Source organism: Micromonospora sp. MA102 (assembly GCF_025460765.1).
Taxonomy (GTDB): domain Bacteria; phylum Actinomycetota; class Actinomycetes; order Mycobacteriales; family Micromonosporaceae; genus Micromonospora; species Micromonospora halotolerans.
On record NZ_JAMWEG010000010.1, the window covers coordinates 31,615 to 57,561 of the forward strand.

Below are 25,947 nucleotides of genomic sequence, written 5' to 3' on the forward strand. Positions count from 1 at the left end.
GGCCGGGCCGTGACCGCCGTTCATTCACGTCGTTCAACCCGGGGAATCGATACCATGAGTGAACACGACAGGACTCTCGGTGGTGAACATGAACACGGAGCTGCACATCCGCCGCCCCGTCCACCCGACGGAACGGATCGTCACCGGCCGGTTGGTCCGTTTCCTGGAGGGCTACGCCCGCGAGGTGCGGGTGGGGCAGCCGGTGCTGGTCGGGGTGCTGACCGCGGCGGGGGTGGTGGGGCTCCTGCTCCGCCTGGTGCGGGCACTGCTCAGCAGCGGCGGCGGAGGCGCGCGGCGCAGCTTCAAGGAGCTCAAGAAGGGGCCGGAGTTCCTGGTCACCCCGGTCCGGCTGCGCGACGCCGCCGACCGGCTGGTCGAGGTCGAGCTGCACGGCCACCTGCCGCAGAGCGCCCTGCACCCCGGCGACCTCGTGCAGCTGACCCTGCGCCCGCAGCGCGACGCCGACCTTCCGCCGCGGATCGAGCGGATCGTCAACCTGACCACCGGCCAACTGCTGACCCCGCGCACCGCGACGGTCTGGTCGCACCTGGGGCCGGCGCTGCTGCTCCAGGCGGTGCTCGGCGTGCTGCTGCTGGCGGGCGTCGCCGCCTGCTCGGCGCTCGGCTGAGGTTTCCGCCCCCGCGCGCCGGGGCACCGGCTCGGCCATGTTCCCCGGATTCACGCTGGAGCACATCGACGTCGGCCCGGTGCGCCTGCGGGTCCGGCACGGCGGCTCGGGACCGCCCGTGGTGCTGCTGCACGGCCATCCGCGCACCCACGCCACCTGGCACCGGGTCGCGCCGCTGCTCGCCGCCCGGCACACCGTGATCTGCCCGGACCTGCGCGGGTACGGCGGCTCGTCGAAACCGCCCAGCGACCCGGCGCACACGGCCTACTCGAAGCGGGCGATGGCCCGCGACGTGGTGGCGCTGCTCGACGCGCTCGGCCACCCCCGGGCGGCGGTCGTCGGCCACGACCGGGGCTGCTACGTGGCCATGCGGACCGCCCTGGACCACCCGGACCGGGTGACCCGGCTCGGGGTGCTGGACGGCGTGCCGATCGGCGAGGCGCTCGCGCGCTGCGACGCCCGGTTCGCGGCCCGCTGGTGGCACTGGTTCTTCCTGGGCCAGCTCGCGAAGCCGGCCGAGCGCGTGATCAACGCCGACCCGGACGCCTGGTACGGCGGCTCGCCGGAGGTGATGGGCGCGGAGGCGTACGCCGACTACCGCCGGGCCATCCACGACCCGGCCACGGTGCACGCGATGTGCGAGGACTACCGGGCGGGGCTCGGCCCCGACCGGGCGGCGGACGACGCGGACCGGGCCGCCGGCCGGCGGATCGGCTGCCCGGTCCTCTTCGCCTGGTCGGAGCGGGACGACATGGTCGACCTGTACGGCGACCCGGCGGCGATCTGGCGGGACTGGGCCGACGACGTGCGCGCGGCGTCGATCCCCTCCGGCCACCACATGGCCGAGGATGCTCCGGCGGAGCTGGCCGCCCTGCTCGGCGACTTCCTGGCGGGCTGACCCGCGGCGGTCAGCCGACCGGGGTGAGCGGGCGCTCGGCGGCGGCCGGGGTGGCGAGGAGGCCACGGCGGCGGGCCCAGCGCTCGAAGAGCACGGTGGCGAACGGCGGCACCGCGCAGGCCAGCGCGACGGCGGTGTGCCACCGCGACCAGCGCCGCTGCCGGGCCACGACCAGCACGAGCAGCCCGTACGCGACGAAGAGCGCCCCGTGGATCGGGCCGAACACGTGCACGCCGGTCTCGTTGCGCGGCGGCCCGTACTTGACGGCCATCCCGGCCAGCAGGGCGGCCCACGAGCAGGCCTCGGCGATGGCCGCCGCCACGAACAGCCGGGTGGTGATCTCGCGCATCCGGCCATGCTAGCCACCCGGGCCGGTCGGACCGGCCGCGACACTGTGCGACGCGACAGGGATCACCGGCCGGAGAGCTGGGTAGTAAGGGATCCCCCGGCCCTTTCCCCGCGCCACGGTGGCGTGCGAGGTTAGGGGGACCAACGGTGACAGGGTGGTGACCATGGGCGAGGACGTCGGCGCGCGCACCTTCAGCCGGGAGGACCGGGCCCGCTACCGCGACAAGGTGCGGCGTTGCCTGGACGTGTTCGCCGAGATGCTGCGCGAGTCCCGCTTCGACGTGGAGCGGCCGATGACCGGGCTGGAGATCGAGCTCAACCTGGTCGACGAGGAATCCCAGCCGGCCATGCGCAACGCCGACGTGCTGGAGGCGATCGCCGATCCCAGCTTCCAGACCGAGCTGGGCCAGTTCAACGTGGAGATCAACGTCGCGCCGCGCCGGTTGACCGGCACCGGCACGGCCCAGTTCGAGGAGCACGTCCGCGCCAGTCTCAACGCCGCCGAGGAGAAGGCCCGCGCGGTCGGCGCGCACATGGTGATGATCGGCATCCTGCCGACCCTGCGCCCGGAGCACCTGACCGCCGAGACCCTCTCGGCCAACCCGCGGTACGCGCTGCTCAACGAGCAGATCTTCGCCGCTCGGGGTGAGGACCTGCGGATCTCGATCAGCGGGGTGGAGCGGCTGGCCACCACCGCGGACACCATCACCCCCGAGGCCGCCTGCACCAGCACCCAGTTCCACCTCCAGGTCAGCCCGGCCCAGTTCGCCGACTACTGGAACGCCGCGCAGGCGATCGCCGGGGTCCAGGTGGCGCTCGGCGCGAACTCGCCGCTGCTGTTCGGCCGGGAACTGTGGCGGGAGACCCGGGTGCCGCTGTTCCAGCAGGCCACCGACACCCGCGCCGAGGAGATCAAGGCCCAGGGGGTACGCCCCCGGGTGTGGTTCGGGGAACGCTGGATCACCAGCGTGTTCGACCTCTTCGAGGAGAACGTGCGCTACTTCCCGGCGCTGCTGCCGGTCTGCGACCCGGAGGACCCGGCGGAGACCCTGGCCGCCGGCGGCGTGCCGAAGCTCGGCGAGCTGCGGCTGCACAACGGCACGATCTACCGGTGGAACCGGCCGGTCTACGACGTGCTGAAGGGCCGCCCGCACCTGCGGGTCGAGAACCGGGTGCTGCCCGCCGGGCCGACCGTGCTGGACACCGTCGCCAACGGCGCCTTCTACTTCGGCCTGGTCCGCGCCCTCGCCGAGTCCGACCGGCCGCTCTGGTCGCAGATGTCGTTCAGCGCGGCCGAGGAGAACTTCACCAACTGCGCCCGGCACGGCATCGACGCCCAGGTGTTCTGGCCGGGGCTGGGCTACCTGCCGGTGACCGAGCTGGTGCTGCGCCGGCTGCTGCCGCTGGCCCACCACGGGCTGGACCGGTGGGGCCTCGACCCCGAGGAGCGGGACCGGCTGCTCAGCATCGTCGAGCAGCGCTGCCTGACCGGCCGTAACGGCGCGACCTGGCAGGTGGAGACGCTGCACCGGCTGGAGTCGGCCGACCACCTGGACCGGCCGGAGGCGCTGCGCGAGGTGGTCCGGCACTACGTCGACCTGATGCACAGCAACCGGCCGGTCCACGAGTGGCCGATCCCCTGACCCTTGCGGATCAGAGCGGGGACGGGTCGTCGCGCAGCCGGCTGTAGAGCCAGCCGTCGCGCCAGGCACCGGCGCGGAACTCGCAGGCGCGAATGACTCCTTCGAGCTGGAAACCGGCCTTCTCCAGCGACCGCTGCTCGGCGAGGTTCTCCGGGTGGGTCCCGGCCTGGATCCGCTGCGCCGGCGTGTGCGCGAACAGGTAGTCGCAGAGCAGTGCCTGCGCCCGCCAGCCGACGCCCCGACCGCGCCACTCGGGCAGGAGCGCGATACCGATCTCCCAGTACGGCGCGCGTCCGCTGTAGATACCCCACTGGTAGCTCACGAGGCCGGCGGCGGCCTCCTCGGGCTCGACCTGGACGACGAGCCGGCCGTCCCGCTCGCCCAGGTAGCCGTCCTCGGCGTACCGGCGGGCGGGCGCGCCCGAGTCCCGGAAGCCGGCCCAGTCCAGCCCGATCAGGCCCGGCTCGGTGAGGAACCGGCGGAACATCGGCAGGTCCGGTTCGGTGACCGGGCGCAGCCGGACGGTCCCACCGCCCGCCTCGTGCGCGATGCCGGCGAGTCCCGGCCCGGCCTCGTCCATGCCCGGAAGGCTAGCGGCCAGCGTCCGGCGCCGCTGCCCCATGGGCGCACGCCGGGTAGGGCACCGTCGACGGCTCAACGTTTGCTGCACGTCCGTTCCACGCCCGGTGGCGACGCTTCTCGCACACACCAGCAGTAAGGAGAAGCGTCATGACACACCGTTTCCTCGCCACGCCGCCGACCGGACGCCGGGCCGTCTCGGTGGTCGGGGCACTCGTCCTGGCCACCGCGGGGCTGGCCGGCGCCACCGCCGCGCCGGCGTCCGCGGCCGTCGTGGTTCCCGCCGACTGCGGCCCGTACTCCGGGGCGCCGGTGCCGGCCGGGTACTCCACGCAGTTCGTTCCCCCCGGCGGGCTCTACATCAGCCCCAACAACAACGGCCAGGAGTTCATCATCGGCACGACCGGCTCGGACGTGATCGTCGGAAGCGTCAACGACGACATCATCTGCGGGCTCGACGGGAACGACAACATCCAGGCCAACAGCGGCGAGGACATCGTCTACGGCGGGTTGGTCGGCGACAGCATCTGGGGCGACCTGGGCAACGACAACCTCCACGGTGACGGCGGTGCGGACACCATCCACGGGGACCGCTTCATCGGGCCGAGCGCCCTGGACGGCAACGACCGCGTGGACGGCGGGAGCAACGACGACCACCTCTTCGGCGACCAGGGCGGGGACACCCTGGTCGGCGGCCCCGGCCTGTTCGACGACGGCGACGGCGGCCCGGACGCCGTGTTCGACGACTGCCGGCCCACCGTGGACTTCCCCACCAACTGCCCCTGATCCGATCGCCACGGCGGTCCGTGGGTCGTCAACGCACCCACGGGCCGCCGTGCCGCCGCCTGTCGGATCCTCGTCAGGCCCGCGCCGACCACTGTCGACGGCGGCTAGCGTGACAGTCCGTGGCGGTGGAGTTCCGGGTACTCGGCGACCTGGACGTCCGGATCGACGGCCGGGCGGTCGGGATCGGTCACGCCCGTCAGCAGTGTGTCCTCGCCGCCCTGCTGGTCGAGCCCAACCGGGTGGTCGCGATCGAGCAGCTCGTCAGCCGGGTCTGGGGCGACGACGTGCCGGACGCGGCCGCCGTCACCCTGCGCGGCTACCTGTCCCGGCTCCGCCAGGCGCTGGCCGGCGCGGACGAGGTCCGCATCGTCCGGCGCCATCCCGGCTACCTGCTCGCCGTCGACCCGGACCGCGTCGACCTGCACCGCTTCCAGGAGCTGGTTGACCAGGCCCGGCGCACCGACGACGCGACCGCGATCAGCTGCCTGGAGCGGGCGCTGGCACTCTGGCGTGGCGAGGCGTTCGACGGGCTGGACACGCCGTGGTTGGCGGCCTACCGGCAGACCCTCGACCGGCAGCGACTCGCGGCCGCGCTGGACCGCAACGACCTGGCCCTGCGCCACGGCCGGCACGCGCACCTGCTCCCCGACGTCCTGGCGTTGAGCAGCCGGTACCCGTGGGACGAGCGCCTCGCGGCGCAGGCGATGCTCGCGCTGTACCGGTGCGGGCGGCAGGCCGACGCACTCGAGCAGTTCCACCAGATGCGCCGCCGGTTGGCCGCCGAGGTCGGCACGGATCCCAGCCCGCCCCTGGCACTGCTGTACCAGCGGATCCTCACCGCTGATCCGGTGCTCGCGGCGCCTGACGTCCCCCCGGCGGGCGGCGCCGGACCGGCCGCGGCTCCGGGCCGACCCGACGCGGCCCGGGAGGTGGCCACCGCGCCCCGGCAGTTGCCGGCGTCGCCCGGGGTCTTCGCCGGCCGGGCAGCCCAGCTCGCGCGCCTCGACGACCAACTCGGCGACGCGGGGCACCCCGACGGCGGGTCGCCGGTCGTGATCTCGTCCATCGGTGGCGGCGGTGGGGTCGGCAAGACCTGGCTGGCCCTGCGGTGGGCGCACGCCAACGCCGATCGCTTTCCCGACGGGCAGCTCTACGTCAACCTGCGTGGCTTCGACCCGACAGCCCTCCCGGTGAGCTGGCCGGCGGCCGTGCGCGGCTTCCTCGAAGCGCTCGGTGTCGAACCGGCGCGCGTCCCGGCCGAGCCGGAGGCGCAGGCGTCGCTGTACCGCACGCTGGTCGCCGGCCGCCGCATGCTCGTCGTCCTCGACGACGCCCGCGACGCCGCCACGGTGATCCCGCTGCTGCCCGGCACCCCCACGAGCGCGGTCCTGGTGACCAGCCGCCGGCAGCTGGCCAGCCTCGTCACCACTCACGGCGCACGACCGCTGCCGCTGGACGTGCTGCCCGACGGCGAGGCACACGAGCTGCTCGTCCGGCAGGTGGGCGCCGCGCGGGTCGCGGGACAGCCCGACGCCGTCGCCGACATCCTGCGGTTCTGCGGTGGCCTGCCACTGGCCCTCGGGATCGTGGCGGCCCGCGCGGCTCTCCGCCCCGACCTCGCCCTGTCGTCGATCGCGGCGGAGCTGGCCACCGCGATCAGCCCGCTGGACGTGCTCGACGGCGACGAGGTGGCGACGAACCTGCGAGTGGTGCTGTCCAGCTCGGTGCGGGCGCTGACGCCACCCGCGGCGGAGGTGTTCACGCTGCTCGGCCTGGCCCCGGGCCCGGACATCGGGCGGGCCGCCGCGGCCAGCCTGACCGCCCGTACGCCGGACGAGCTGCGCCCGCTGCTGCGCGAGCTCACCGACGCGCACCTCGTGCAGGAGCACGTCGCGGGCCGGTACCGCATGCACGACCTGGTCCGGGTGTTCGCGGTCGAGCGGGCAGCCGGGGATCCGACCGGCTCCCGGTCCGCGCTGTGCCGGCTGATCGACCACCACCTGCACACCGCGCACGCGGCCGCCCTGCTGCTGTCCCCGCAGCGCGATCCGCTGACCCTGGCCCCCGCCGCGCCCGGGGTGACCGCCGAGCGGCTCGACGACCTCGCGGCGGCGCTGGCCTGGTTCACCCGCGAACACCAGGTGCTCCTCGCGACCATCGAGTACGCCGGCGGCAACGGTCTGGACGCCGCGACCGGGCAGCTCTCGTGGACCCTGGCCACCTACTTCGACCGGCAGGGTCACTGGCACGACTGGGCCACGGTGGCCGGCAGGGCGGTCGAGTCGACCGGGCGGCTGGGTGACCGCCCGGCACAGGCCCAGGCGCACCGGCTCCTGGCCGGGGCCTGCTCCAACCTCGGCCGGTACGAGGAGGCGCAGCGCAACCTGCTCGCGGCGCTGGACCTGTTCGCCGCCCTGGCCGACGACGAGGGGCGGGCGCACACCCACTTCGACCTCAGCATGCTCCTGGACCGGCAGCGGCGGCCCCGGGAGGCCCTGCCGCACGCGCGGCGGAGCCTCGCCCTCTACGAGCGGGTCGGGAGCCCGCTCAAGCAGGCGGTCGCGCTCAACGCGATCGGCTGGTACCACTCCCAGCTCGGCGAGCACCGCGACGCGATCACCTTCTGCCGCCGGGCGCTCGCCCTGTCCGAGCAGGTCGGCAGCGCGTACGGGCAGGCGAACACGTGGGACAGCATCGGCTTCGCCCATCACCACCTGGGCGAGCACGAACAGGCCGTCGACTGCTTCCAGCAGGCGCTCACCCTCTTCGCCGAGATGGGTGACCGGCACGCCGAAGGCATCGTGCTGGATCATCTCGGCGACACGTGGGCGGCGGCGGGCCGGCCGGCCGCCGCCCGGGACGCCTGGCGACGCTCCCTCGCGCTGTTCGAGGAGCTCGGCCACACCGATTCCGGGGCGGTACGGCGGAAGCTGGCCGTGTGCCCGGACCGGTGAGACCGGTCAGAGCGCCACGATCGCGGCGGACTCCGGGGGCAGCTCGATGCCGTCGCGCATGACCGTGACCCCCTCGGAGGTGGCGAGCAGCACGCGGCGCACCACGCCGGGCAGGTTGATGCGCTGCGCCTTGCCGGCCAGGTTGGCGACCACCAGGCAGCCGCCCCGCCGCATCAGCAGGAACTGGTCGCCGTGGCGGACGTCGACATGGCCGAGCCGGGGATCGGTCAGGTCGGGACGCTGCTTGCGCAGGGCGATGAGCCGCCGGTAGAAGTCGTACATCTCCCGGTGTTCGGGCTTGTCCAGCTCGGCCCAGTCGAGCCGGGAGCGGACGAAGGTCTGCGGGTCCTGCGGGTCGGGCACGTCCCCCGGCGGCCAGCCGTGCGCGGCGAACTCCCGCCGGCGCCCCGTCGCGACCGCGGTGGCCAGCTCGGGCTCCGGGTGGCTGGTGAAGAACTGCCACGGGGTGCTGGCCGCCCACTCCTCCCCCATGAACAGCATCGGGGTGAAGGGCGCGGTCATCAGCAGGGTGGCGCCGACGCGCAGCAGCCCGGCGGAGAGCGTGGCGGAGATCCGGTCCCCGGTGGCCCGGTTGCCGATCTGGTCGTGGTTCTGCAGGTACGCCACGAACCGGTGCCCCGGCGTGCGCTGCCGGTCGACGGGCCGGCCGTGGCTGCGGTTGCGGAAGCTGGACCAGGTGCCGGCGTGGAAGAACGCGCCGGTCAGCACGTCGGTCAGGCATTCGAGGGAGCCGAAGTCACCGTAGTAGCCCTGCCGTTCCCCGGTGAGCAGGGTGTGCAGCGCGTGGTGGGCGTCGTCGTTCCACTGGGCGTGCAGCCCGTACCCGCCGGCCTCCCGAGGGGTGATCAGCTTCGGGTCGTTGAGGTCGCTCTCGGCGATCAGCGACAGCGGCCGGCCCAGGTGGGTGGAGAGCGCCTCCACCTCGGCGGCCACCTCCTCCAGGACGTGGGTGGCCCGGGAGTCGGGCATGGCGTGCACGGCGTCCAGCCGCAGCCCGTCCACGTGGTAGTCGCGCAGCCACATGAGCACGCTGTCGACGATGTAGCGGCGCACCCCGTCGGAGTGCGGCCCGTCCAGGTTGACCGTGCGGCCCCAGGTGTTGCTCTGCTCGGTGAGGTACGGCGCGAAGCGCGGCGCGTAGGCCCCGGAGGGCCCGAAATGGTTGTAGACGACGTCGAGGATCACCCCCAGCCCTTTGGCGTGCGCCGCGTCGACGAAACGCTTGAGCCCGTCCGGCCCCCCGTACGGCTCGTGCGGCGCGTACCAGCAGACCCCGTCGTAGCCCCAGTTGTGCTCGCCGTTGAAGGCGTTGACCGGGAGCAGCTCGACCAGGTCGACGCCGAGGTCGACCAGGTGGTCGAGGCGGCCGATCGCCGCGTCGAAGGTGCCCTCCGGGGTGAAGGTGCCGATGTGCAGCTCGTAGAGGACGCTGCCGGGCAGCTGCCGCCCGGTCCAGCCCTGGTCGGTCCAGTCGAACGCGGCGTGGTCGTAGCGGCGGCTCGGCCCGTGCACGCCCTGCGGCTGCCAGGCCGACCGGGGGTCGGGCAGGGCCTGCTCGTCGTCGTCGAGCAGGAACGCGTAGTCGGTGCCCGGACCGGCGCCGGGCACCTCGACCCGCCACCAGCCGCCCGACCCGGGGCGCATGTCCTGGTCGGCGACGCCGGGCAGGCGCAGCCGCACCCGGGCGGCTTCGGGCGCCCACACCGTGAACTCGGTCATGCGGCTGCCTCCACGGAAACGGTGGGAACGAGGAGGGCGACGGGATAGCTGCTCAGCAGATCGTGCACCAGCAGGTCAGACCCACTGTAGACCCGACCGGTGAACACGTCGGTAACACTGTTGCCGGAAATCGACAGCGTCGTGTCGCGCCAGCCGCCGGCGCGGGCCAACCGCAGCGGCAGGCGGGTGGCCACGGCGACCGCGCCGCCCCGGTCGAAGGCCACCGCGTGCGCGCCGGCGGGCCCGTGCGCCGGCACCGGCCGGTAGCCGGTGAACAGCTCCGGGCGGTCCCGGCGCAGCCGCAGGGTCCGCGAGACCACGAGCAGTTTGGCCGCGCCGTCGGCGGCCACCGCGGGCCGCCAGCCGGCGTCGAGCCGGGCCAGCAGCTCCCGGCGTACGGCGAAGTCGACCGGGCGGCGGTTGTCCGGGTCGACCAGGGAGTTCTCCCACAGCTCGGTGCCCTGGTAGGTGTCCGGCACCCCGGGCATGGCGAGCTGGACCAGCTTCTGCCCGAGCGAGTTCGACCAGCCGGGCGGGGTGATCTCGTCGGCGAACGCGGTGAGCTGGGCGTGCAGCTCCGGGTCGTCGTACATGCGGTCGACCAGGGCGTGCAGCTCGTGCTCGAACGCCGGGTCGGGGTCGGCCCAGCTGGTCGACACGGACGCCTCCCGGGCGGCCTTCTCCGCGTACCCGTGCAGCCGCTCGCGCTCGATGGGCCAGGCCCCGACGGCGGTCTGCCAGAGCAGATGGGCGAAGGCCGGGTCGGCCAGCGGCACCCGGGACATCCAGTCGGCGACCCGCTCGGCCCAGCGGCCGGGCAGCTCGGACAGGACCGCGAGCCGGGCCCGGACGTCCTCGCCGCGTTTGGTGTCGTGGGTGGAGAGGGTGGTCATGCCGGCCGGCCAGCGCACCTGTCGGGCGGCGGCGGCGCGGTGGAACTCGGCGGGCGGCACGCCGAAGTGGGCGGGGCTGCCGCCCACCTCGTTGAGCGCGACGAACCGGCTCCACCGGTAGTAGGCGGTGTCCTCCACCCCCTTGGCCATCACCGCGCCGGAGAACTGCGGGAAGCGGGCGGCCAGCTCGTGGCCGGGGTCGCGGAGCCGGGCGGTGACCGCGTCCAGCACGGCGGTCAGGTCGGGGCGGCGGCGGCCGGCCTCGGAGCGGGCAGCGGCGAGGTGCCGGGCGCCCTCCGGTGGGTAGCCGCGGTAGACATTGAAGGCGGCGGCCAGCTCGGCGAGGGCCGATCGGACCTGCTCCGGGGGCAGCTCCGGGACGAGCGCGGCGAGCCGGCTCAGTTCGGCGGCGAGCAGCCGGGTGGCGGCCGCCAGCTTGGTGTCGTGGGTGAGGTCCTGCCACGAGGTGTGCCGGCCGGTGAGCCGCCCGTCCAGCGCCGTGAAGTCCGCCTCGGCGTCCGGGTCGACGAAGAGCCCGCCCGCCGCGGCCAGGGCGTCGTAGCCGGTGGTGCCGTCGACGGGCCAGTCCGGCAGCTCCTCGCCGTACTCCAGGATCTTCTCCACGACCAGCCAGGCGCCGGGCGCGGCGGCGCGCAGCCGGGCCAGGTAGCCGGCGGGGTCGCGCAGGCCGTCCGGGTGGTCGACCCGGATGCCGTCGAGGTCGCCGGCGGCGGCCCAGCGCAGGATCTCGGCGTGGGTGGCGCGGAAGACCTCCGGGTCCTCCACCCGCAGCCCGGCCAGGTCGGACACGGCGAAGAACCGGCGGTACGTCAGCTCGCTGTCGCCGCGCCGCCAGTCGACCAGCTCGTAATGCTGCCGGTCGTGCACCTCGCGCGGCGTCCCGTCCCCGGTGCCGTCGGCGATCGGGAAGCGGTGCTCGTGGTAGCGCAGCTCCCCGTCGACCACCTTGAGGTCGTCGAGGGCGTCGGGGGTGTCGGCGAGCACCGGCAGCAGGAGCCGGCCGCGGTCCCAGTCGATGTCGAACCAGTCCGCGTACGCCGAGGCCCGGCCCCGGCGCAGCACGTCCCACCAGGCCGGGTTGGCGGCCGGGCGGGCCACGCCGGCGTGGTTGGGCACGATGTCCACGACCAGGCCGAGCCCGGCCGCGCGCAGCGCCCGGACGAGGCGCTGGCGGCCGCCCTCGCCGCCGAGTTCCGGGTTGACCGCCCGGTGGTCGACCACGTCGTAGCCGTGCTGGGAGCCCGGGGTGGCGGTGAGCAGGGGCGCGCTGTAGAGGTGGGTGACGCCGAGGTCGGCCAGGTAGCCGGCGAGGCCGGCGGTGGCGTCGAGGTCGAAGCCGGGGCGGACCTGGACGCGGTAGGTCGACCCCACCCGCGTCGTCGGCGCCGTCGTGTCGTGGGGGTGGGGGGTGTCGGGCATGGTCAGGCCGTCCTCTCCAGGACCAGCAGCGAGCGGTCGGGGACGCAGACACTCCCGCCCGCCTCGACCGCCAGTGTCTTCTCCGGATCCGGGTCCGCGGTGCTGATGACCACCTCCCATCGCTGCCCGAACTCGGCCGGTGGCAGGGTGAAGTCCAGCGGCGCGTCGTGGGCGTTGAACAGCAGCAGGAACGAGTCGTCCCGGTGGCGCTGGCCGTACTGGCCGCGTTCCGGGATGCCGTCGCCGTTGACGAAGAGGGCCACCGAGCGGCCGAAGTCGTTGCCCCAGTCCTCGCCGGTCATCTCCCGGCCGTCGGGCGTGTACCAGGCCAGGTCGGGCAGGGCGCTGCCGGCGGCCCGGCCGCCGACGGGCAGCCCGGTGAAGAACCGCCGCCGCTGGAACACCCGGTGCCGCATCCGGAACTCGGTGAGTCGCTGGAGGAACGCGATCAGGTCCTCGTCGGCCCGTTCCCAGTCGACCCAGGCCAGCTCGCTGTCCTGGCAGTAGGCGTTGTTGTTGCCGTGCTGGGTGCGGCCCAGCTCGTCGCCGTGGCCGAGCATCGGCACGCCCTGGGACAGGATGAGGGTGGCCAGGAAGTTGCGCCGCTGCCGGGCACGCAGGGCAAGCACGCCGGGGTCGTCGGTGTCCCCCTCGACGCCGCAGTTCCACGAGCGGTTGTGGCTCTCCCCGTCCCGGTTCTCCTCGCCGTTGGCCTCGTTGTGCTTGTCGTTGTAGGAGACCAGGTCGTTCAGGGTGAACCCGTCGTGGCAGGTGACGAAGTTGATGCTGTGGAAGGGGCGGCGCCCGTCGTCCTGGTAGAGGTCGGCCGAGCCGGAGATCCGGGAGGCGAACTCGGCCAGGGTGGCCGGCTCGCCGCGCCAGAAGTCCCGCACGGTGTCCCGGTACTTGCCGTTCCACTCGGTCCACTGCGGCGGGAAGTTGCCCACCTGGTAGCCGCCCGGGCCGACGTCCCACGGCTCGGCGATCAGCTTGACCCGGCCGACCACCGGGTCCTGCTGCACCACCTCGAAAAAGGTGGAGAGGCGGTCCACCTCGTAGAACTCCCGCGCCAGGGTGGCCGCCAGGTCGAAGCGGAAGCCGTCGACGTGCATCTCGGTGACCCAGTAGCGCAGCGAATCCATGATCAGCTGGAGCGAGTGCGGGCTGCGCACGTTGAGGCTGTTGCCGGTGCCGGTGTAGTCGACGAAGTAGCGCCGGTCGTCCTCGGAGAGCCGGTAGTAGCTCGGGGTGTCGATGCCCTTGAAGCTCAGCGACGGCCCGAGGTGGTTGCCCTCGGCGGTGTGGTTGTAGACCACGTCGAGGATGACCTCGATGCCGGCGGCGTGCAGCGCCTTGACCATGCCGCGGAACTCCTGCACCTGCTGGCCGAGCCGGCCCAGCGCCGAGTAGCCGTGGTGCGGGGCGAAGAAGCCGATGGTGTTGTAGCCCCAGTAGTTGCGCAGCCCCAGGTCGGCCAGGCGGTGGTCGTGCGCGAACTCGTGCACCGGCATCAGCTCGACCGCGGTCACCCCGAGCCGCTGGAAATAGTCGATCATCACGGGTGAGGCGATCGCCGCGTACGTGCCGCGCAGCTCCTCGGGGATGTCCGGGTGGCGCATGGTCAGCCCGCGCACGTGCGCCTCGTAGATCACCGAGTGGTGGTAGGGCGTGCGCGGCGGCCGGTCGTTGCCCCAGTCGAAGTAGGGGTTCACCACGACCGACTTCGGCATGAACGGCGCCGAGTCGGTCTCGTTGCGCCGGTCCGGGTCGCCGCCCACCTCGTAGTCGTAGACGGCCGGGTCCCAGCTGATCTCCCCGTCGACCGCCTTGGCGTACGGGTCGAGGAGCAGCTTGTGGGGGTTGCACCGCAGCCCGTTGGCCGGGTCCCACGGCCCGTGCACCCGGTAGCCGTAGCGCTGGCCGGGCTCGATGCCCGGCAGGTAGGCGTGCCAGACGTACGCGTCGACCTCGCGCAGCTCGACCCGGCGCTCGGCGCCGGTGTCCCACTCGTCGAACAGGCAGAGCTCGATCTTCTCCGCCACCTCCGAGAAGATCGCGAAGTTGGTCCCCATCCCGTCGTAGGTGGCACCGAGGGGATAGCTCTCGCCCGGCCAGACCTGCATGTCGCTCCTTCGGCCATGATCATGAGCGCACCGGACGGGCGGACCGCCGGTGCGCACGCCGCTTATGCCCCGCTACACGCTCCGCCAATCCACCCGTTCGGACCGTAACCGATTTCCACCCACCTGACGCCGCCCGGACCTTCGGGTGTTGTCCGTCACGATCGCCCTTTTCGAGATGCGGGTTCGCGCCGGATGGCCTTTCCTGGATCGCGGACACGCGTGCCCGCGCGGGTCCACCCGGCCGTTCGGCCGCCCCACCACGCTCCCCACGCCGCCAGCGACGTCGGCGCGTACCAGCATGCATGGACGGAGATCGATGTGACCACCCTGCGGGTCGGCGCGCAGCCCGCCACCGCGACGGACCGGACCCACCGGCCCACCCTCACCTCCCGCCCGACCCTCCCCCCGCAGGCCGGCGTGCCGGCCCGGAAGCAGCGCATCCTCATGCTGTCGTGGGAGTACCCGCCGGTGCTCGTCGGTGGCCTCGGCCGCCATGTGCACGCGCTCTCCGTCGCACTGGCCGCCGCCGGCCACGAGGTCACCGTCGTCACCCGGCACGCCGACGGCGCGCCCCTGGAGGAGTACGCCGACGGCGTGCGGATCGTCCGCGCCGCCGAGGATCCGGTCACCTTCCCGCTCGCCACCGGATCGCTGCTTGCCTGGACCATGGCGTTCAACCACACCCTCACCCGGGCCGCCCTGCGCGCCGCCGAGTCCGGCGCGTACGACGTCATCCACGCCCACGACTGGCTGGTCGCACACACCGCCATGACCCTGCGCGAGCACCTGGACGTGCCGCTGGTCAGCACCATCCACGCCACCGAGGCCGGCCGGCACCAGGGCTGGCTGCCCGAGGAGATGAACCGCACCATCCACGGCGTCGAGCACTGGCTGGCCAGCGAGTCCGGTCGGGTGATCGTCTGCTCCGGCTACATGCGCGACGAGGTGGGCGCGCTGTTCGGGGTGGACCCGACCCGGGTCGACGTGGTGCCCAACGGGGTCGAGCCGCACCGCTGGCGGGTACCCGGCTCGGCGGTCGCCGCCGCCCGCGCCCGGTTCGCCGGCGACGGCCCCCTGGTCACCTTCGCCGGCCGGCTGGTCTACGAGAAGGGCGTGCAGCACCTGCTCGCCGGCCTGCCCCGGCTACGCGATCGGCACCCCGGGCTGCGCGCCGTGATCGTCGGCGACGGGCCGTACCGGGCGACCCTGGAGGACGAGGTGCACCGGCTCGGGCTCGGCGGGACGGTCAGCATGCCGGGCTTCCTCGGCGGCACCGACCTGCCCGCCGTGATGGCCGCCTCGGACTGCTTCGCGGTGCCGAGCATCTACGAGCCGTTCGGCATGGTGGCCCTGGAGGGGGCCGCCGCCGGCGCGCCGCTCGCGGTGGCCCGCACCGGCGGGCTGGCCGAGATCGTCGAACCGGGCGTCACCGGGCTGACCTTCGCCCCGCAGGACCCGGACGGGCTCGCCGAGGCGGTGCACGCGCTGCTCTCCGACCGGGACCGGGCGCGGCTGCTCGCCCGGCGCGCCCGCGCCATGGTCCACGAGCAGTACGGGTGGTCGGCCATCGCGTCCCGCACGGCCGCCGCGTACGCCGCGGCCATCGCCGGCGATCCCGCCTTCACCGCCGCCCGGACCGAGCAGCGGATGACCGCCGGCCGGGCCCTGCCCGCCCTGCCCGAGGGCAACCTGCTGGCCGCCGCCGGCCTGCGCTGACCCGACCACGACGGCCGCCGGCCCCCGCACCGGGCCGGCGGCCGATCATGGCCACGTCACCGGGACTGCTCCGCGGCCCTAGGATCGCGGTCATGCGGGAGGTTCGGCCGGCGGGCCTGGCGGATGTTCCTTCGTTGGTGGAGTTGCGGCTGGCCAACGCCGAGGCCCACCTCGCTCTCGATCCGGAGGTCTACCGCGTTCCGCGGCGTGAGGCGGTGGTGCGCCACTTCACGGTCGTGCTGGGCGACGAGGCGGGCCGGGACGGGGTTCTCGTCGCCGAGGATCGGGACGGCCGGGTGGTCGGGATGATCGAGGTGCTGCGGCAGTCCGATCCGCCGGAGCATCAGATCCTGCTTCCTGAGCCGTCGGCGCAGGTGCACACGGTCGTGCTGCCCGGTGCCAGGGGACTCGGGGTGGGAGCCGCGTTGCTGGCGGCGGCCGAACGGTGGGCGACCGACCGAGGGATCACGTACCTGTCCGCCGGCATCCACCACCGCAACGTCGGTGCGGTGCGGTTCTACGGTCGGCACGGCTACACCGACGCCGGATTCTCCCTGGGCAGGCGCCTGGGCGTCCGGTGACCAGTGGTACGCCCGGCGGCGCGTCGGCTGCGGGAGATCAGCTGGATCGTCGGCCCAGCAGCTGCGCGGCGTCGCGGAGGAAGCGGTCCTCCGCCGCGGCGGCGGCTGGTGACACGTCCCGCAGGGTCGGGAAGTCGTGGACCAGTCCGGGCTCGCGTCGGTGCGTCACCGGCACGCCGGCGGCCCGCAGGCGCGCGACGTAGGCCTCACCCTCGTCGCGCAGAGGATCGTGCTCGGCGGTCACGACGACGGCCGGCGGCAGCCCTCGCAGGTCCGCGACGAGCGGATTGGTCGACGGCGAGTCGCGGGTGTCGGGGTCGGGCAGCCACATGGCGACCCATCGGCGAAGGGTGCCGGCATCGAGCAGCCAGCCGTGCCCCTTGTCCTCGACGCTCGGACACCGGAGCGTGGGATCGGCGTTCGGGCAGAGCAGCAGCTGTGCCAGCAGGGGAACCTCGTCGCGCAGCCGCAGCGCCGTCAGGATCGCGATGAGACCGCCGGCCGAGTCCCCGGCCACGGCGACCGGTGTCCCGTCGCCGGCCACCCGCCGGACCACCCCCACCGCGTCGTCGACCGCCGCCGGCCAGGGATGTTCCGGCGCGCGTCGGTAGTCGACCGCGACCACCGACGCCGCCGTGGCCACGGCCAGCCGCCGCGCCCGCGCGTCGTGCGTGTCGAGGTCTCCCAGGACGAACCCGCCACCGTGGAGGTAGACGACCGCCGGGTTGGCGCCCGGCGCGTACACCCGCACCGGGACACCGGCCATCGTCGCGTCGGCGGTCGGGATGTCCGGTCCCGGCGTCCGCGCCGCGGCCCGTGCGCGGGACGCCTGACGCGAGGTCGCCACGTCCGGTTCGCCGACGGCAGGCTGGGCCCTCGCGGTCCGCAGGAACGCGGCCAGCTGGTCGTCAGCGATGAAGTCCTCCGGCACGAGATCATGCTAGTGGGCCGGACGGCTCCGGCTGGTCGGAAGCCCCGGGCCGACGGTCCTGCGCCGGGGGTGCCGCCGTGGAATGATTCCGCGATGGCCAGCTATGACATAGCGCTCGTCCTGCTCGTCGACCCCTCGGGCGCCGTTCTCCTGCAGCATCGCGACGAGCACGCGCCCGTCTCGCCGAACCAGTGGGGTCTGCCCGGCGGGCACATCGAGCCGGGCGAGACGCCGGAACAGGCCGCCCGCCGGGAACTGCTGGAGGAGACCGGCCTGACGGCGGGCGAGCTGCATCCCTTCTGGAGCGGCCCGCGCCCGGACGAGGAGGGCTTCCCGCACACGGTGACGGTCCACGTCTTCCGCGGCGCGACCGACGCCCGTCAGGAGGACGTGGTGCTCGGCGAGGGCCGGGCCATGGTCTTCGTCCCCCGCGACGAGGTGCTCGACCGGGACCTGGCGGTCTCCTCCGCGCTGGTCCTCCCGCTGCACCTCGGGGTCGGCCCGACGGCTCGACCCGCATGATCGTCTGGTCGTGATCGTTCGTCCGGGCTGGTCGCGGCGGGCGCGGATCGGACAGACTCGCGTGAACCTGTCGCACGAGGTTCGAGGAGACGCGGTGCGGGTGCTTCTGGTGGAGGACGACCTGCGAGTCGCGTCCGCGCTCGCCGCCGCGCTGCGCCGCCGGGGCAACTCCGTCATCACGGCCACGACCGCGTCGGAGGCGGTCGAGGCCGGGCCGGTCGACCTCCTGCTGCTCGACCTCAACCTGCCGGACCGGGACGGCCTGTCGCTGTGCCGGGAGATCCGCCGGCACAACGAGGACATCGCGATCATCGCGGTGACCGCCCGCGGTGACGAGCGGGACCGGGTGGCGGGGCTGCGGGCCGGCGCCGACGACTACGTGGTGAAGCCGTTCTCGATGGCGGAGCTTCAGGCCCGGATCGAGGCAGTGATGCGCCGCGCGGCCCGCGCCTCCCGGGCGGAGGCGGCGCTGGAGGTCGGCGACCTGCGCCTGGACCTCAACGCGCGGCGGGTCTGGCTCGCCGGCCGTGAGGTGGTCCTGACCCGCAAGGAGTTCGCGCTGCTCATGGCGCTGGCCCGGCAGGCCGGAACGGTGGTGCCCCGGGAGCGGCTGCTCATGGACGTCTGGCAGACCACCTGGGGCGGCGGCCACACCCTCGACGTCCACGTCGCGGCCCTGCGGGGCAAGCTCGACGACGCCGGCCTGGTGGAGACCGTGCGCGGGGTGGGCTACCGGCTCCGGGCGGCCTGAGCCGCCGATCCTCAGATCAACCTCAAGAAATCGGCCGCTGTCGACCATGGACGGGTGGACTCGCGTGTGCTGTCCGGACCGAGTCATCCCACCTGTTCTGGAGCCTCCATGAGAGACAGACGGACGACGGCCCTCCTCTCCGCCCTGCTCGCCGCCAGCCTCGCGGCGTTCGCCGGGCCCGTGCCCGCACAGGCCGAACCGGCCGAACCGAACCAGGTCCAGGGCCTGACGGTCGTGCAGGGCGACGGCTACGCCACCCTGGCCTGGACGCCGGTCGACGACGCCACCGACTACCAGATCGAGCGCACCCCGGTCGCCGCCGACGACACGGCGACCGGACCGGCGGTGATCACCGGGGTCTGGCGACCGAACCGCCAGATCGACAACTCCTCCCCCACCTTCGCCGACGCGGGCTTCAACCCGGGCGCCCGGTTCCAGTGGCGGGTCCGCGCCCGCCTCGACGCCACCGCCCAGCCGTACTCGGCGCCGGTCACCGGCACCACCAGGCCCCCGTGGGGCGACCCCGCCGTGCCGGGCCAGAACCTCCGGACGCAGTGGGAGACCACCCTCGCGGCGCAGTACACCAGCGACGTCAACGAGTACGCGTACACCGCGGCGGTCGACGAGCTGAGCGACCGCGTCCGGGTGACCGAGATCGGCCGGACCGCGCTGGGCCGCCCGATCAACATGTTCGTCATCGGCTACCCCGCCCCGCCGGCCACCCCGGCGGCGGTGGCGGCGACCTCACCGCTGATGGTCAACTGCAACGTGCACGGCAACGAGCCCAATGACCGGGAGGCGTGCCTGATCATGGCGCGCCAGCTGGCCTTCAGCGACGACCCCCGCACGCTGGACCTGCTGTCGCACACCACCGTGCTGATCGTGCCCACGATCAACGGGGACGGCCGGGCGGCCAACACCCGGGGCAACTCCACCGGCCAGGACCTCAACCGGGACTACTCGCTGATCCGCCAGCCGGAGACCTTCGCGCTGGTGCGCATGCTGCGCGACTACCGCCCGGTGGCCGGCTACGACGGGCACGAGTTCGGCAACTCCAGCGCCGGCGACCTGCCGATGCTGCCGCCTCGGCACCAGAACGTCGCCCAGCCGATCTTCGACGAGTCGCAGCACATGATCGAGGGCCACATGTACACGCAGGGCGCGAAGGACGGCTGGTGGCCCTGCCCGTACGGGTGCAACGGCGGCGGGAACGTGGGGCTCAGCGAGGAGACCATCCTGCGCAACACGCTGGGGCTCAAGAACGTGGTGAACTCCCTGCTGGAGCTGCGCAGCGCCGGCGGCACCACCCGGCCGGACGAGGGCAACACGGCGAACAACCGGCGGCGCAAGGCGTACTCGGCGCTCTGGACGTTCCAGCAGTTCCTCGACTACCACCGCGCCAACCTCAAGGAGATCACCTCGGCGCGGGCCGACGGGATCACCTTCCAGGTGTCGAACACCGGCCGGATCGTCTTCCGCGGCTCCCGGCCGATCCCCGCACACCCGGCGCCGCACCCGGCCGAGGCCCCGCCGCCGCTGGACGCCCCGCGCGAGGACCAGATCCTCACCGAGGCGCCGTGCGCCTACCGGCTCACCGAGGAGCAGTACCACGGGGAGCGCACCGACGGCCCGGCCGGCCAGCGGACCACCGTGGCGCAGCGCCTCGCCGCGCACGGCTGGAAGGTGGTCAAGGCCGCCGACGGGTACGTGGTGCCCCTCGCCCAGCCCGAGCGGGGACTGATCCCGCTGCTGCTCGACGGGCAGGCCGTGGAGAAGCTGGTCGACGCCGAGCGGGTGTACCCGACGGTGACCGGCCGGCACACCGGCCCGCTGGTGGTCTCCGGCTTCACCTGCCTGCGGGACGCCACGGTGACCGGCCCGGTCCGGGTCCGGCCCGGCGCCACGCTCGTCGCCACCGGCTCGTCGATCACCGGCCCGGTGGACGCCACCGGCGCGGCCGGCGTGTTCCTGACCGACAGCACGGTCACCGGCCCGGTCCGGATCGCGCAGGGCACCGGGCCCGTGGTGGTCGTCGACGCCACGGTCGAGGGTCCGGTCGACGTGTCCGGCAACCGGGGCGACGCGCCGCTGCTGGCCGCCAACACGGTCACCGGCCCGCTGCGCTGCGACGGCAACAGCCCGGCCCCGGTCGACCTGGAGCTGGGCAACTCGGCGACGGGCCCGAAGACGGGCCAGTGCGCGACCCTCTGACCCGTTGATCGTCGTACCGGCAGGTCCGGCCCCCCGGGCCTGCCGGTACGACCCGACCGACCGGAGAACGCCGTGGAACGGCCCGTCATCCTCCCGCGATCCCGACCTCTCCTCCGGCTCCGGTGGCCGGCCCGCCGGCGACGGGCCGGTGCGCTCGCCGCCGTCGCGCTGTCCCTGATGATCGCCGGCACGGGCTGCTCCGGCGCCGGCACCGCTTCGCCGGCCGCGACCGGCGGCGCCGCACCGGAGGCGGCGCCCGCAGTGAGCGGTCCGCTGTGCGACCTGCTGCCCTCCGGCAGCGACCCGGGCAACCCGGCGGCGCTGGCCGGTCAGCCGGCCGACGCGGCTCTGCGGTGGCTGCCCGTCCTCACCACGTTCGAGGCGGCGGTGCGGGCGGCCGGCATCTCCGCCGACCTGCGCGGCGGCTCCGGGGTGACGATCCTGGCCCCGACCGACGACGCGTTCGCGGCCAAGTTCTCCGAGGACGACCTGGACCATCTGCTCCTGGCCGACCAGGACAAGCTTCGCGGCCTGCTCCGCGAGCACCTCGTCGCCGGGTCGCTGTCGCTGGCCGACCTGGTGACCGCCGGTAGCGTCACCACGCTCGCCGGCACCACGGTGACGGTCACCGGGGCCGGAGGGACGGCCCGCCTGGCCGGCCAGGCCGACACCGTGTGCGCCGACTACCAGGTCGCCAACGCGCGGATCCACCTCATCAACCACGTGCTCGGCAGCCTGCCCACCACCGGCGGCGAGGGCGGGCACCGTGCCCACTGACCGCACGATCCGGGTCTTGACCCGGGAAACCGCCGGTCATACGTTCCGATCGATCTCGCTAGATCTCCACCGAGTGAAACGAGGCATCCCGATGCGCCTGTCGAAGCGTCCGCCCGGGACGGTCCACACGAGAAGAACGGCCGGCGTCGCCGCGCTGCTCCTGCTGGCCGGTCTGACGCCGTTGCTCGGAGGCGCGCCGGCCGGCGCCGCCCCCACGGCCCCCAGCTGCAGCAACGACCCCGCCGCCCGCCTGTCCACCGTGCCCAGCCCCGAGTCCGCGCTGGGCTTCCCGCTCGGCACCGGCCAGGAGCGGGTCGTCACCAACGACGAGGTCCGTGGCTACCTGAAGGCCGTCGACTCCGCCTCCGACCGTGTGGTCACCGGCGTCATGGCGACGAGCGTGCTCGGCCAGCCGCTGCCGTACGCCATCGTCTCCAACGAGCGGCACGTCCGGCCGGGCGCGCTGAAGCAGATCGCCGACGACATCCGCGACCTGCGGGACCCGCGGCGGACCAGGGCGACGAAGGCCGCCGAGACCGCGTCCGACCGCCCGGCCATCGTCTGGGTGGCCGGGAACGTGCACGGTGGGGAGAAGAGCGGCACGGACGCCGCGCTCAAGACCCTGTACGAGCTGGCATCCGGGCTGTCCTGCGCGGTCGCGGAGCGGAACGACAACCTGGTGACCGTCATCGTGCCGACCCAGAACCCCGACGGCCGCGACGCCAACCGCCGGCAGAACGAGTACGGCTTCGACATGAACCGGGACTGGTTCGCCCGCACCCAGCAGGAGACCGACGGGAAGATCGAACTCCTGCGGCAGTATCCGCCGCAGGTCTTCGTCGACGCGCACGAGATGGGCGGCCGGCAGTACTTCTTCCCGCCCAACGCGGACCCGATCCACCACGAGATCGCCAGCGAGAACGTCGACTGGATCAACCGGATCGGCGAGGCCAACAAGGCCGGCTTCGGCTTCAACGGCGCCTGCGGCGGCGCCGTCACCACCGAGTGCTACTTCAACTACTCGACGTACGACCTGTTCTTCATGGGCTACGGCGACACGGTCCCGGCCGCCGGCTTCGGCGCCGCCGGCATGACCTTCGAGAAGGGCAGCGCGTCGGCGGTGGCCGACCGGGTCCAGCAGCAGTTCCACACCCAGTGGTCGACCCTCGGGTGGGCCGCCGCGAACAAGCACGAGGTGCTGACCAGCTACTACAAGATCTGGACGGACGCGCTCGCCGAGGGCAGGGCCGGGACGCTGGAGCCCAACGAGGTGGTCCAGCCGACCAACAGCGTCCAGTTCCCGGTGCCGGACATGAGGATCCGCTCGTACTTCCTGCTCCCCGACCGGCAGCTCGCCGACGTGCGCCAGCTGGTCGAGCGGCTGCGCCGGATGGACGTCGAGGTCTACGATGTGACCAGGCCGACGACGGTGCCCACCGCCCGGGTCTTCGGCGGGCGCACCGCGACCGACGTCCCGGTGCCGGTGGGCGCGTACTGGATCCCGATGGACCAGCCGCAGAAACACTGGATCCAGGCGATCATGGGCGAGGACCCGTACGTCCCGTTCCCCTACTTCTACGACGTGTCCTCCTGGAGCAACCCGCTGCTCATGGGCGTGGACACCATCTACACCGGCGACGACGTCCGGCCGCACGCCCGGCCGGTCCGGCAGATCACCGGCGGCACATCCTCGGCGGCCGGGGCGAAGGGGTCGTACGCGTACCCGCTGGACTCGGCGGCGGCGGCCGAACTCACCTTCCGGCTGCTCGGCCAGGGCGTGCCGCTCGTCCGTGACCTCGACACCAGCGTGGTGGGCTTCCCCGCGAAGAGCCTGACCCGGGAGGTCGACCAACTGGCCCGGTCGCTCGGGGTGACCCTGCGCCCGAGCCGCGCGGCGGCCAGCGGGAGCCCGGTGGACCTGCCGGACGTCGGGCTGTTCGAGGGCACCGGCATCTCCACCACCTCCGGCTCGCACGGCGAGGCCCGCTACGTGCTCGGCAAGCGGTGGGGGCTCGACCTCACGCCGGTGACCACCGCCGACATCAACGACAACACCCCGGCGTTCACCGGCCGCAGCGTGCTGCTCGTGCCGGACGGCAGCAGCGCTACCGGCGGGCTCACCGCCGCCGGGCAGGCCAACCTGCGGAACTGGATCGCCCAGGGCCACACCTATGTCGGCCTGCGCAACGAGGGCACCCGGATGGCGCGGGCCGCCGGCCTCACCTCCACCACGGAGAAGACGAAGCCGGCGGACTACCGGATGATCGGGTCGCACCTGCGGGTCGACGTCGACGGCAGCAGCCCGGTCGCGCTGGGGCGCCCGGCCGAGGACTTCGAGTTCAACAACAGCGACTCGATTCTGAACCCGAGCAGCACCGGCACCAACGTCCTCACCTACCCGTCCGACGACACCTTCTGGGCGAACGGCTACACCACGCGCAGCGAGGTGTTGAAGGGGACGGTCGCACTGGTGGACGAGCCCACCGGTGCCGGTCGGGCCGTGCTGTTCGCGTTCAACCCGCTCTTCCGGGCGTACAACGAGAACGGGCTGCACCTGGTGGCCAACGCCCTGCTCTATCCGTCGGGTGCCGGGGCGGACCGCGCCACCCCGCGGCGTACGACAGGTGTCGAGCCCGCCCGGGCGGCCGCGGCGGCCCAGCCGGTCGCGGACAACCTGGGCGGCGAGTGGCGCCCGATCACCGTCGAGGTGGCGGCCGGTGACCGCGGTCGCGCCGAGGCGGTCGTCGCCCGGTACACCGACACCGCCCGGGTCTCCGTGGCGGACGGGTCGGCCTACCTGGTGATCCCGAATCCGGCCGGCCTGCAGGCCGACGAGCACCCGTTCCTGCGTGACCTGGTGGGCGCCCTCCGGGACGCGCAGATCCCGCTCCGTTCCCTGGTGGGCTGACGCGCCGGCCCCCTACCGACGGCGATGGCCGCCGACCCCGTGCGGGTCGGCGGCCTTCGCCGTCAGGACCGGGTTCAGCGCTCCGCGGCGGGGACGTAGTCCCGCTCGGCGTAGCCGGTGTAGATCTGCCGCGGACGGCCGATCTTGGTCTCCGGGTCGTTGATCATCTCGCGCCACTGGGCGATCCAGCCGGGGAGCCGGCCCAGGGCGAAGAGCACCGTGAACATCTTGGTCGGGAAGCCCATGGCCTTGTAGATCAGGCCGGTGTAGAAGTCCACGTTCGGGTAGAGCCGGCGGGAGACGAAGAAGTCGTCGGCGAGGGCGATCTCCTCGAGCTGCACCGCGAGGTCGAGCAGCGGGTCCGGCTTGGCCATCCGGCCGAGCACGTCCTGGGCGGCCTTCTTCACGATGGCGGCGCGCGGGTCGTAGTTCTTGTAGACCCGGTGGCCGAAGCCCATGAGCTTCACGCCGTCCTGCTTGTCCTTGACCTTCTGCACGAAGGACCGGACGTCGCCGCCGTCGGCCTGGATCTTCTGGAGCATCTCCAGCACGGCCTGGTTGGCGCCGCCGTGCAGCGGGCCGAACAGCGCGTTCACGCCGGCCGAGACCGAGGCGAACAGGTTGGCGTTGCTGGAGCCGACCAGCCGGACGGTCGAGGTGGAGCAGTTCTGCTCGTGGTCGGCGTGCAGGATGAAGAGCATGTCCAGCACGCGGGCCATCACCGGGTCGACCTCGTACGGCTCGGCCGGCACGCCGAAGGTCATCCGCAGGAAGTTCTCGACGTAGCCCAGCGAGTTGTCCGGGTAGAGCAGCGGCTGGCCGATCGACTTCTTGTACGCGTACGAGGCGATGGTGGGGACCTTCGCCATCAGCCGCACCGTGGACATCTCCACGTGGTCGGAGTCGAACGGGTCCAGGCTGTCCTGGTAGAAGGTCGAGATCGCGCTCACGGCCGAGGAGAGCACGGCCATCGGGTGCGCGTCGCGCGGGAAGCCGTCGAAGAAGCGGCGCATCTCCTCGTGCAGCAGCGAGTGCCGGCGGATCCGCTCGCTGAACTCGGTGAGCTGTGTCTGGCTCGGCAGCTCACCGTAGATCAGCAGGTAGGAGACCTCCAGGAAGGAGGACTTCTCGGCCAGCTGCTCAATCGGGTAGCCGCGGTACCGCAGGATGCCCGCGTCACCGTCGATGTAGGTGATCGCGGACGAGCAGGACGCCGTGTTCACGAAACCGGGGTCGTACGTCGTCATCCCGGTTTCCTTCAGCAGCTTGCCCACCCCGATTCCGGCGGGCCCCTCGACCGCGGACTGCACCGGCATCGACAGCTGCCCACCGGGGTGGTCGAGCTTGACTTCCGTCATCTGTTCCTCGCTTCGCCGGCAAGATCTTCGTTGAGTTGCCTTCGCTTTTACCGTAATCACGGTGGGGAGGACACCGCTCGTCATGGTTCGGTGGTGAGGTATGCGTCACCCGATTCCCGACTTGCCGGCCCGGAAACCCGGTGGAAGCGCGACCACCCCG

The 25,947-nt window shown here is 73.2% G+C and carries 19 protein-coding genes; 12 read left to right on the forward strand and 7 right to left on the reverse strand.

Features of this window, described 5'->3' with window-relative positions; genetic code table 11:
* The first annotated feature begins 79 nt into the window (after positions 1-79).
* Positions 80-628 (forward strand): hypothetical protein, encoded by a 549-nt coding sequence (locus tag NFX44_RS20645; protein ID WP_262285371.1) that lies wholly within the window; start codon positions 80-82, stop codon positions 626-628.
* Positions 629-665: 37 nt separating this feature from the next.
* The gene (locus NFX44_RS20650) at positions 666-1,526 is read left to right on the forward strand and encodes an alpha/beta fold hydrolase (RefSeq protein ID WP_262285205.1); all 861 of its coding nucleotides are present in this window, start codon (positions 666-668) and stop codon (positions 1,524-1,526) included.
* A gap of 10 nt (positions 1,527-1,536) precedes the next feature.
* Here the strand turns inward: NFX44_RS20650 and NFX44_RS20655 are convergent, their stop codons facing one another.
* Positions 1,537-1,875 (reverse strand): DUF3817 domain-containing protein, encoded by a 339-nt coding sequence (locus NFX44_RS20655; RefSeq protein WP_262285206.1) that lies wholly within the window; start codon positions 1,873-1,875, stop codon positions 1,537-1,539.
* A 163-nt stretch (positions 1,876-2,038) separates the two neighbouring features.
* Between NFX44_RS20655 and NFX44_RS20660 the strand changes: the two genes are divergently transcribed.
* Positions 2,039-3,517 (forward strand): glutamate--cysteine ligase, encoded by a 1,479-nt coding sequence (locus NFX44_RS20660; protein WP_262285207.1) that lies wholly within the window; start codon positions 2,039-2,041, stop codon positions 3,515-3,517.
* A gap of 10 nt (positions 3,518-3,527) precedes the next feature.
* Here the strand turns inward: NFX44_RS20660 and NFX44_RS20665 are convergent, their stop codons facing one another.
* The gene (locus tag NFX44_RS20665; RefSeq protein ID WP_262285208.1) at positions 3,528-4,097 is read right to left on the reverse strand and encodes a GNAT family N-acetyltransferase; all 570 of its coding nucleotides are present in this window, start codon (positions 4,095-4,097) and stop codon (positions 3,528-3,530) included.
* A gap of 149 nt (positions 4,098-4,246) precedes the next feature.
* On the opposite strand from NFX44_RS20665, the gene NFX44_RS20670 reads away from it, so the two are divergent.
* Together NFX44_RS20670 and NFX44_RS20675 are read left to right on the forward strand one after the other, a co-directional pair.
* On the forward strand, positions 4,247-4,882 hold the full coding sequence (locus NFX44_RS20670; RefSeq protein WP_262285209.1) for a calcium-binding protein: 636 nt from the start codon (positions 4,247-4,249) through the stop codon (positions 4,880-4,882).
* Between the two features lie 119 nt (positions 4,883-5,001).
* The gene (locus NFX44_RS20675) at positions 5,002-7,836 is read left to right on the forward strand and encodes a BTAD domain-containing putative transcriptional regulator (RefSeq protein ID WP_262285210.1); all 2,835 of its coding nucleotides are present in this window, start codon (positions 5,002-5,004) and stop codon (positions 7,834-7,836) included.
* 6 nt (positions 7,837-7,842) lie between these two features.
* Here the strand turns inward: NFX44_RS20675 and treZ are convergent, their stop codons facing one another.
* From treZ to glgX, 3 genes are read right to left on the reverse strand one after another with little or no spacing between them, the layout of a single operon-like run.
* Positions 7,843-9,576, reverse strand: a complete 1,734-nt coding sequence (gene treZ, locus NFX44_RS20680) for a malto-oligosyltrehalose trehalohydrolase (RefSeq protein ID WP_262285211.1) — start codon at positions 9,574-9,576, stop codon at positions 7,843-7,845.
* On the reverse strand, positions 9,573-11,909 hold the full coding sequence (gene treY, locus NFX44_RS20685; RefSeq protein WP_262285212.1) for a malto-oligosyltrehalose synthase: 2,337 nt from the start codon (positions 11,907-11,909) through the stop codon (positions 9,573-9,575). The genes treZ and treY overlap by 4 nt, the downstream gene beginning before the upstream one ends.
* Before the next feature lie 2 nt (positions 11,910-11,911).
* The gene (gene glgX, locus NFX44_RS20690; protein WP_262285213.1) at positions 11,912-14,032 is read right to left on the reverse strand and encodes a glycogen debranching protein GlgX; all 2,121 of its coding nucleotides are present in this window, start codon (positions 14,030-14,032) and stop codon (positions 11,912-11,914) included.
* A gap of 318 nt (positions 14,033-14,350) precedes the next feature.
* Between glgX and NFX44_RS20695 the strand changes: the two genes are divergently transcribed.
* Together NFX44_RS20695 and NFX44_RS20700 are read left to right on the forward strand one after the other, a co-directional pair.
* Positions 14,351-15,748, forward strand: a complete 1,398-nt coding sequence (locus NFX44_RS20695; protein ID WP_262285214.1) for a glycosyltransferase family 4 protein — start codon at positions 14,351-14,353, stop codon at positions 15,746-15,748.
* A gap of 92 nt (positions 15,749-15,840) precedes the next feature.
* Positions 15,841-16,329 (forward strand): GNAT family N-acetyltransferase, encoded by a 489-nt coding sequence (locus NFX44_RS20700; protein ID WP_262285215.1) that lies wholly within the window; start codon positions 15,841-15,843, stop codon positions 16,327-16,329.
* Positions 16,330-16,366: 37 nt separating this feature from the next.
* On the opposite strand, the gene NFX44_RS20705 is transcribed toward NFX44_RS20700, so the two are convergent.
* The gene (locus NFX44_RS20705; RefSeq protein ID WP_262285216.1) at positions 16,367-17,260 is read right to left on the reverse strand and encodes an alpha/beta hydrolase; all 894 of its coding nucleotides are present in this window, start codon (positions 17,258-17,260) and stop codon (positions 16,367-16,369) included.
* Between the two features lie 93 nt (positions 17,261-17,353).
* Between NFX44_RS20705 and NFX44_RS20710 the strand changes: the two genes are divergently transcribed.
* The 5 genes from NFX44_RS20710 (at position 17,354) to NFX44_RS20730 (ending at position 24,429) form a co-directional block, all read left to right on the forward strand.
* On the forward strand, positions 17,354-17,782 hold the full coding sequence (locus NFX44_RS20710) for an NUDIX domain-containing protein (RefSeq protein WP_262285217.1): 429 nt from the start codon (positions 17,354-17,356) through the stop codon (positions 17,780-17,782).
* Positions 17,783-17,876: 94 nt separating this feature from the next.
* Complete coding sequence (locus NFX44_RS20715; RefSeq protein ID WP_262285218.1) at positions 17,877-18,533, forward strand: response regulator transcription factor; 657 nt, start codon at positions 17,877-17,879, stop codon at positions 18,531-18,533.
* A gap of 108 nt (positions 18,534-18,641) precedes the next feature.
* The gene (locus NFX44_RS20720) at positions 18,642-20,744 is read left to right on the forward strand and encodes a M14 family zinc carboxypeptidase (RefSeq protein ID WP_262285219.1); all 2,103 of its coding nucleotides are present in this window, start codon (positions 18,642-18,644) and stop codon (positions 20,742-20,744) included.
* Between the two features lie 177 nt (positions 20,745-20,921).
* Positions 20,922-21,521, forward strand: a complete 600-nt coding sequence (locus NFX44_RS20725) for a fasciclin domain-containing protein (protein WP_262285220.1) — start codon at positions 20,922-20,924, stop codon at positions 21,519-21,521.
* 91 nt (positions 21,522-21,612) lie between these two features.
* Positions 21,613-24,429, forward strand: a complete 2,817-nt coding sequence (locus NFX44_RS20730; RefSeq protein WP_262285221.1) for a M14 family zinc carboxypeptidase — start codon at positions 21,613-21,615, stop codon at positions 24,427-24,429.
* A 74-nt stretch (positions 24,430-24,503) separates the two neighbouring features.
* Here the strand turns inward: NFX44_RS20730 and NFX44_RS20735 are convergent, their stop codons facing one another.
* Positions 24,504-25,787 (reverse strand): citrate synthase, encoded by a 1,284-nt coding sequence (locus NFX44_RS20735; protein WP_262285222.1) that lies wholly within the window; start codon positions 25,785-25,787, stop codon positions 24,504-24,506.
* Between the last annotated feature and the right edge of the window lie 160 nt (positions 25,788-25,947).

Bases quoted from the DNA above. Each gene is read 5' to 3' on its own strand.
- NFX44_RS20650 (WP_262285205.1), top strand. From the start codon at position 666: ATGTTCCCCGGATTCACGCTGGAGCACATCGACGTCGGCCCGGTGCGC.
- treZ (WP_262285211.1), bottom strand. From the start codon at position 9,576: ATGACCGAGTTCACGGTGTGGGCGCCCGAAGCCGCCCGGGTGCGGCTG.
- NFX44_RS20710 (WP_262285217.1), top strand. From the start codon at position 17,354: ATGGCCAGCTATGACATAGCGCTCGTCCTGCTCGTCGACCCCTCGGGC.
- NFX44_RS20735 (WP_262285222.1), bottom strand. From the start codon at position 25,787: ATGACGGAAGTCAAGCTCGACCACCCCGGTGGGCAGCTGTCGATGCCG.
- NFX44_RS20665 (WP_262285208.1), bottom strand. From the start codon at position 4,097: ATGGACGAGGCCGGGCCGGGACTCGCCGGCATCGCGCACGAGGCGGGC.
- NFX44_RS20720 (WP_262285219.1), top strand. From the start codon at position 18,642: ATGAGAGACAGACGGACGACGGCCCTCCTCTCCGCCCTGCTCGCCGCC.
- glgX (WP_262285213.1), bottom strand. From the start codon at position 14,032: ATGCAGGTCTGGCCGGGCGAGAGCTATCCCCTCGGTGCCACCTACGAC.
- NFX44_RS20725 (WP_262285220.1), top strand. From the start codon at position 20,922: ATGATCGCCGGCACGGGCTGCTCCGGCGCCGGCACCGCTTCGCCGGCC.
- NFX44_RS20655 (WP_262285206.1), bottom strand. From the start codon at position 1,875: ATGCGCGAGATCACCACCCGGCTGTTCGTGGCGGCGGCCATCGCCGAG.
- NFX44_RS20730 (WP_262285221.1), top strand. From the start codon at position 21,613: ATGCGCCTGTCGAAGCGTCCGCCCGGGACGGTCCACACGAGAAGAACG.
- NFX44_RS20670 (WP_262285209.1), top strand. From the start codon at position 4,247: ATGACACACCGTTTCCTCGCCACGCCGCCGACCGGACGCCGGGCCGTC.
- NFX44_RS20700 (WP_262285215.1), top strand. From the start codon at position 15,841: ATGCGGGAGGTTCGGCCGGCGGGCCTGGCGGATGTTCCTTCGTTGGTG.
- NFX44_RS20660 (WP_262285207.1), top strand. From the start codon at position 2,039: ATGGGCGAGGACGTCGGCGCGCGCACCTTCAGCCGGGAGGACCGGGCC.
- treY (WP_262285212.1), bottom strand. From the start codon at position 11,909: ATGCCCGACACCCCCCACCCCCACGACACGACGGCGCCGACGACGCGG.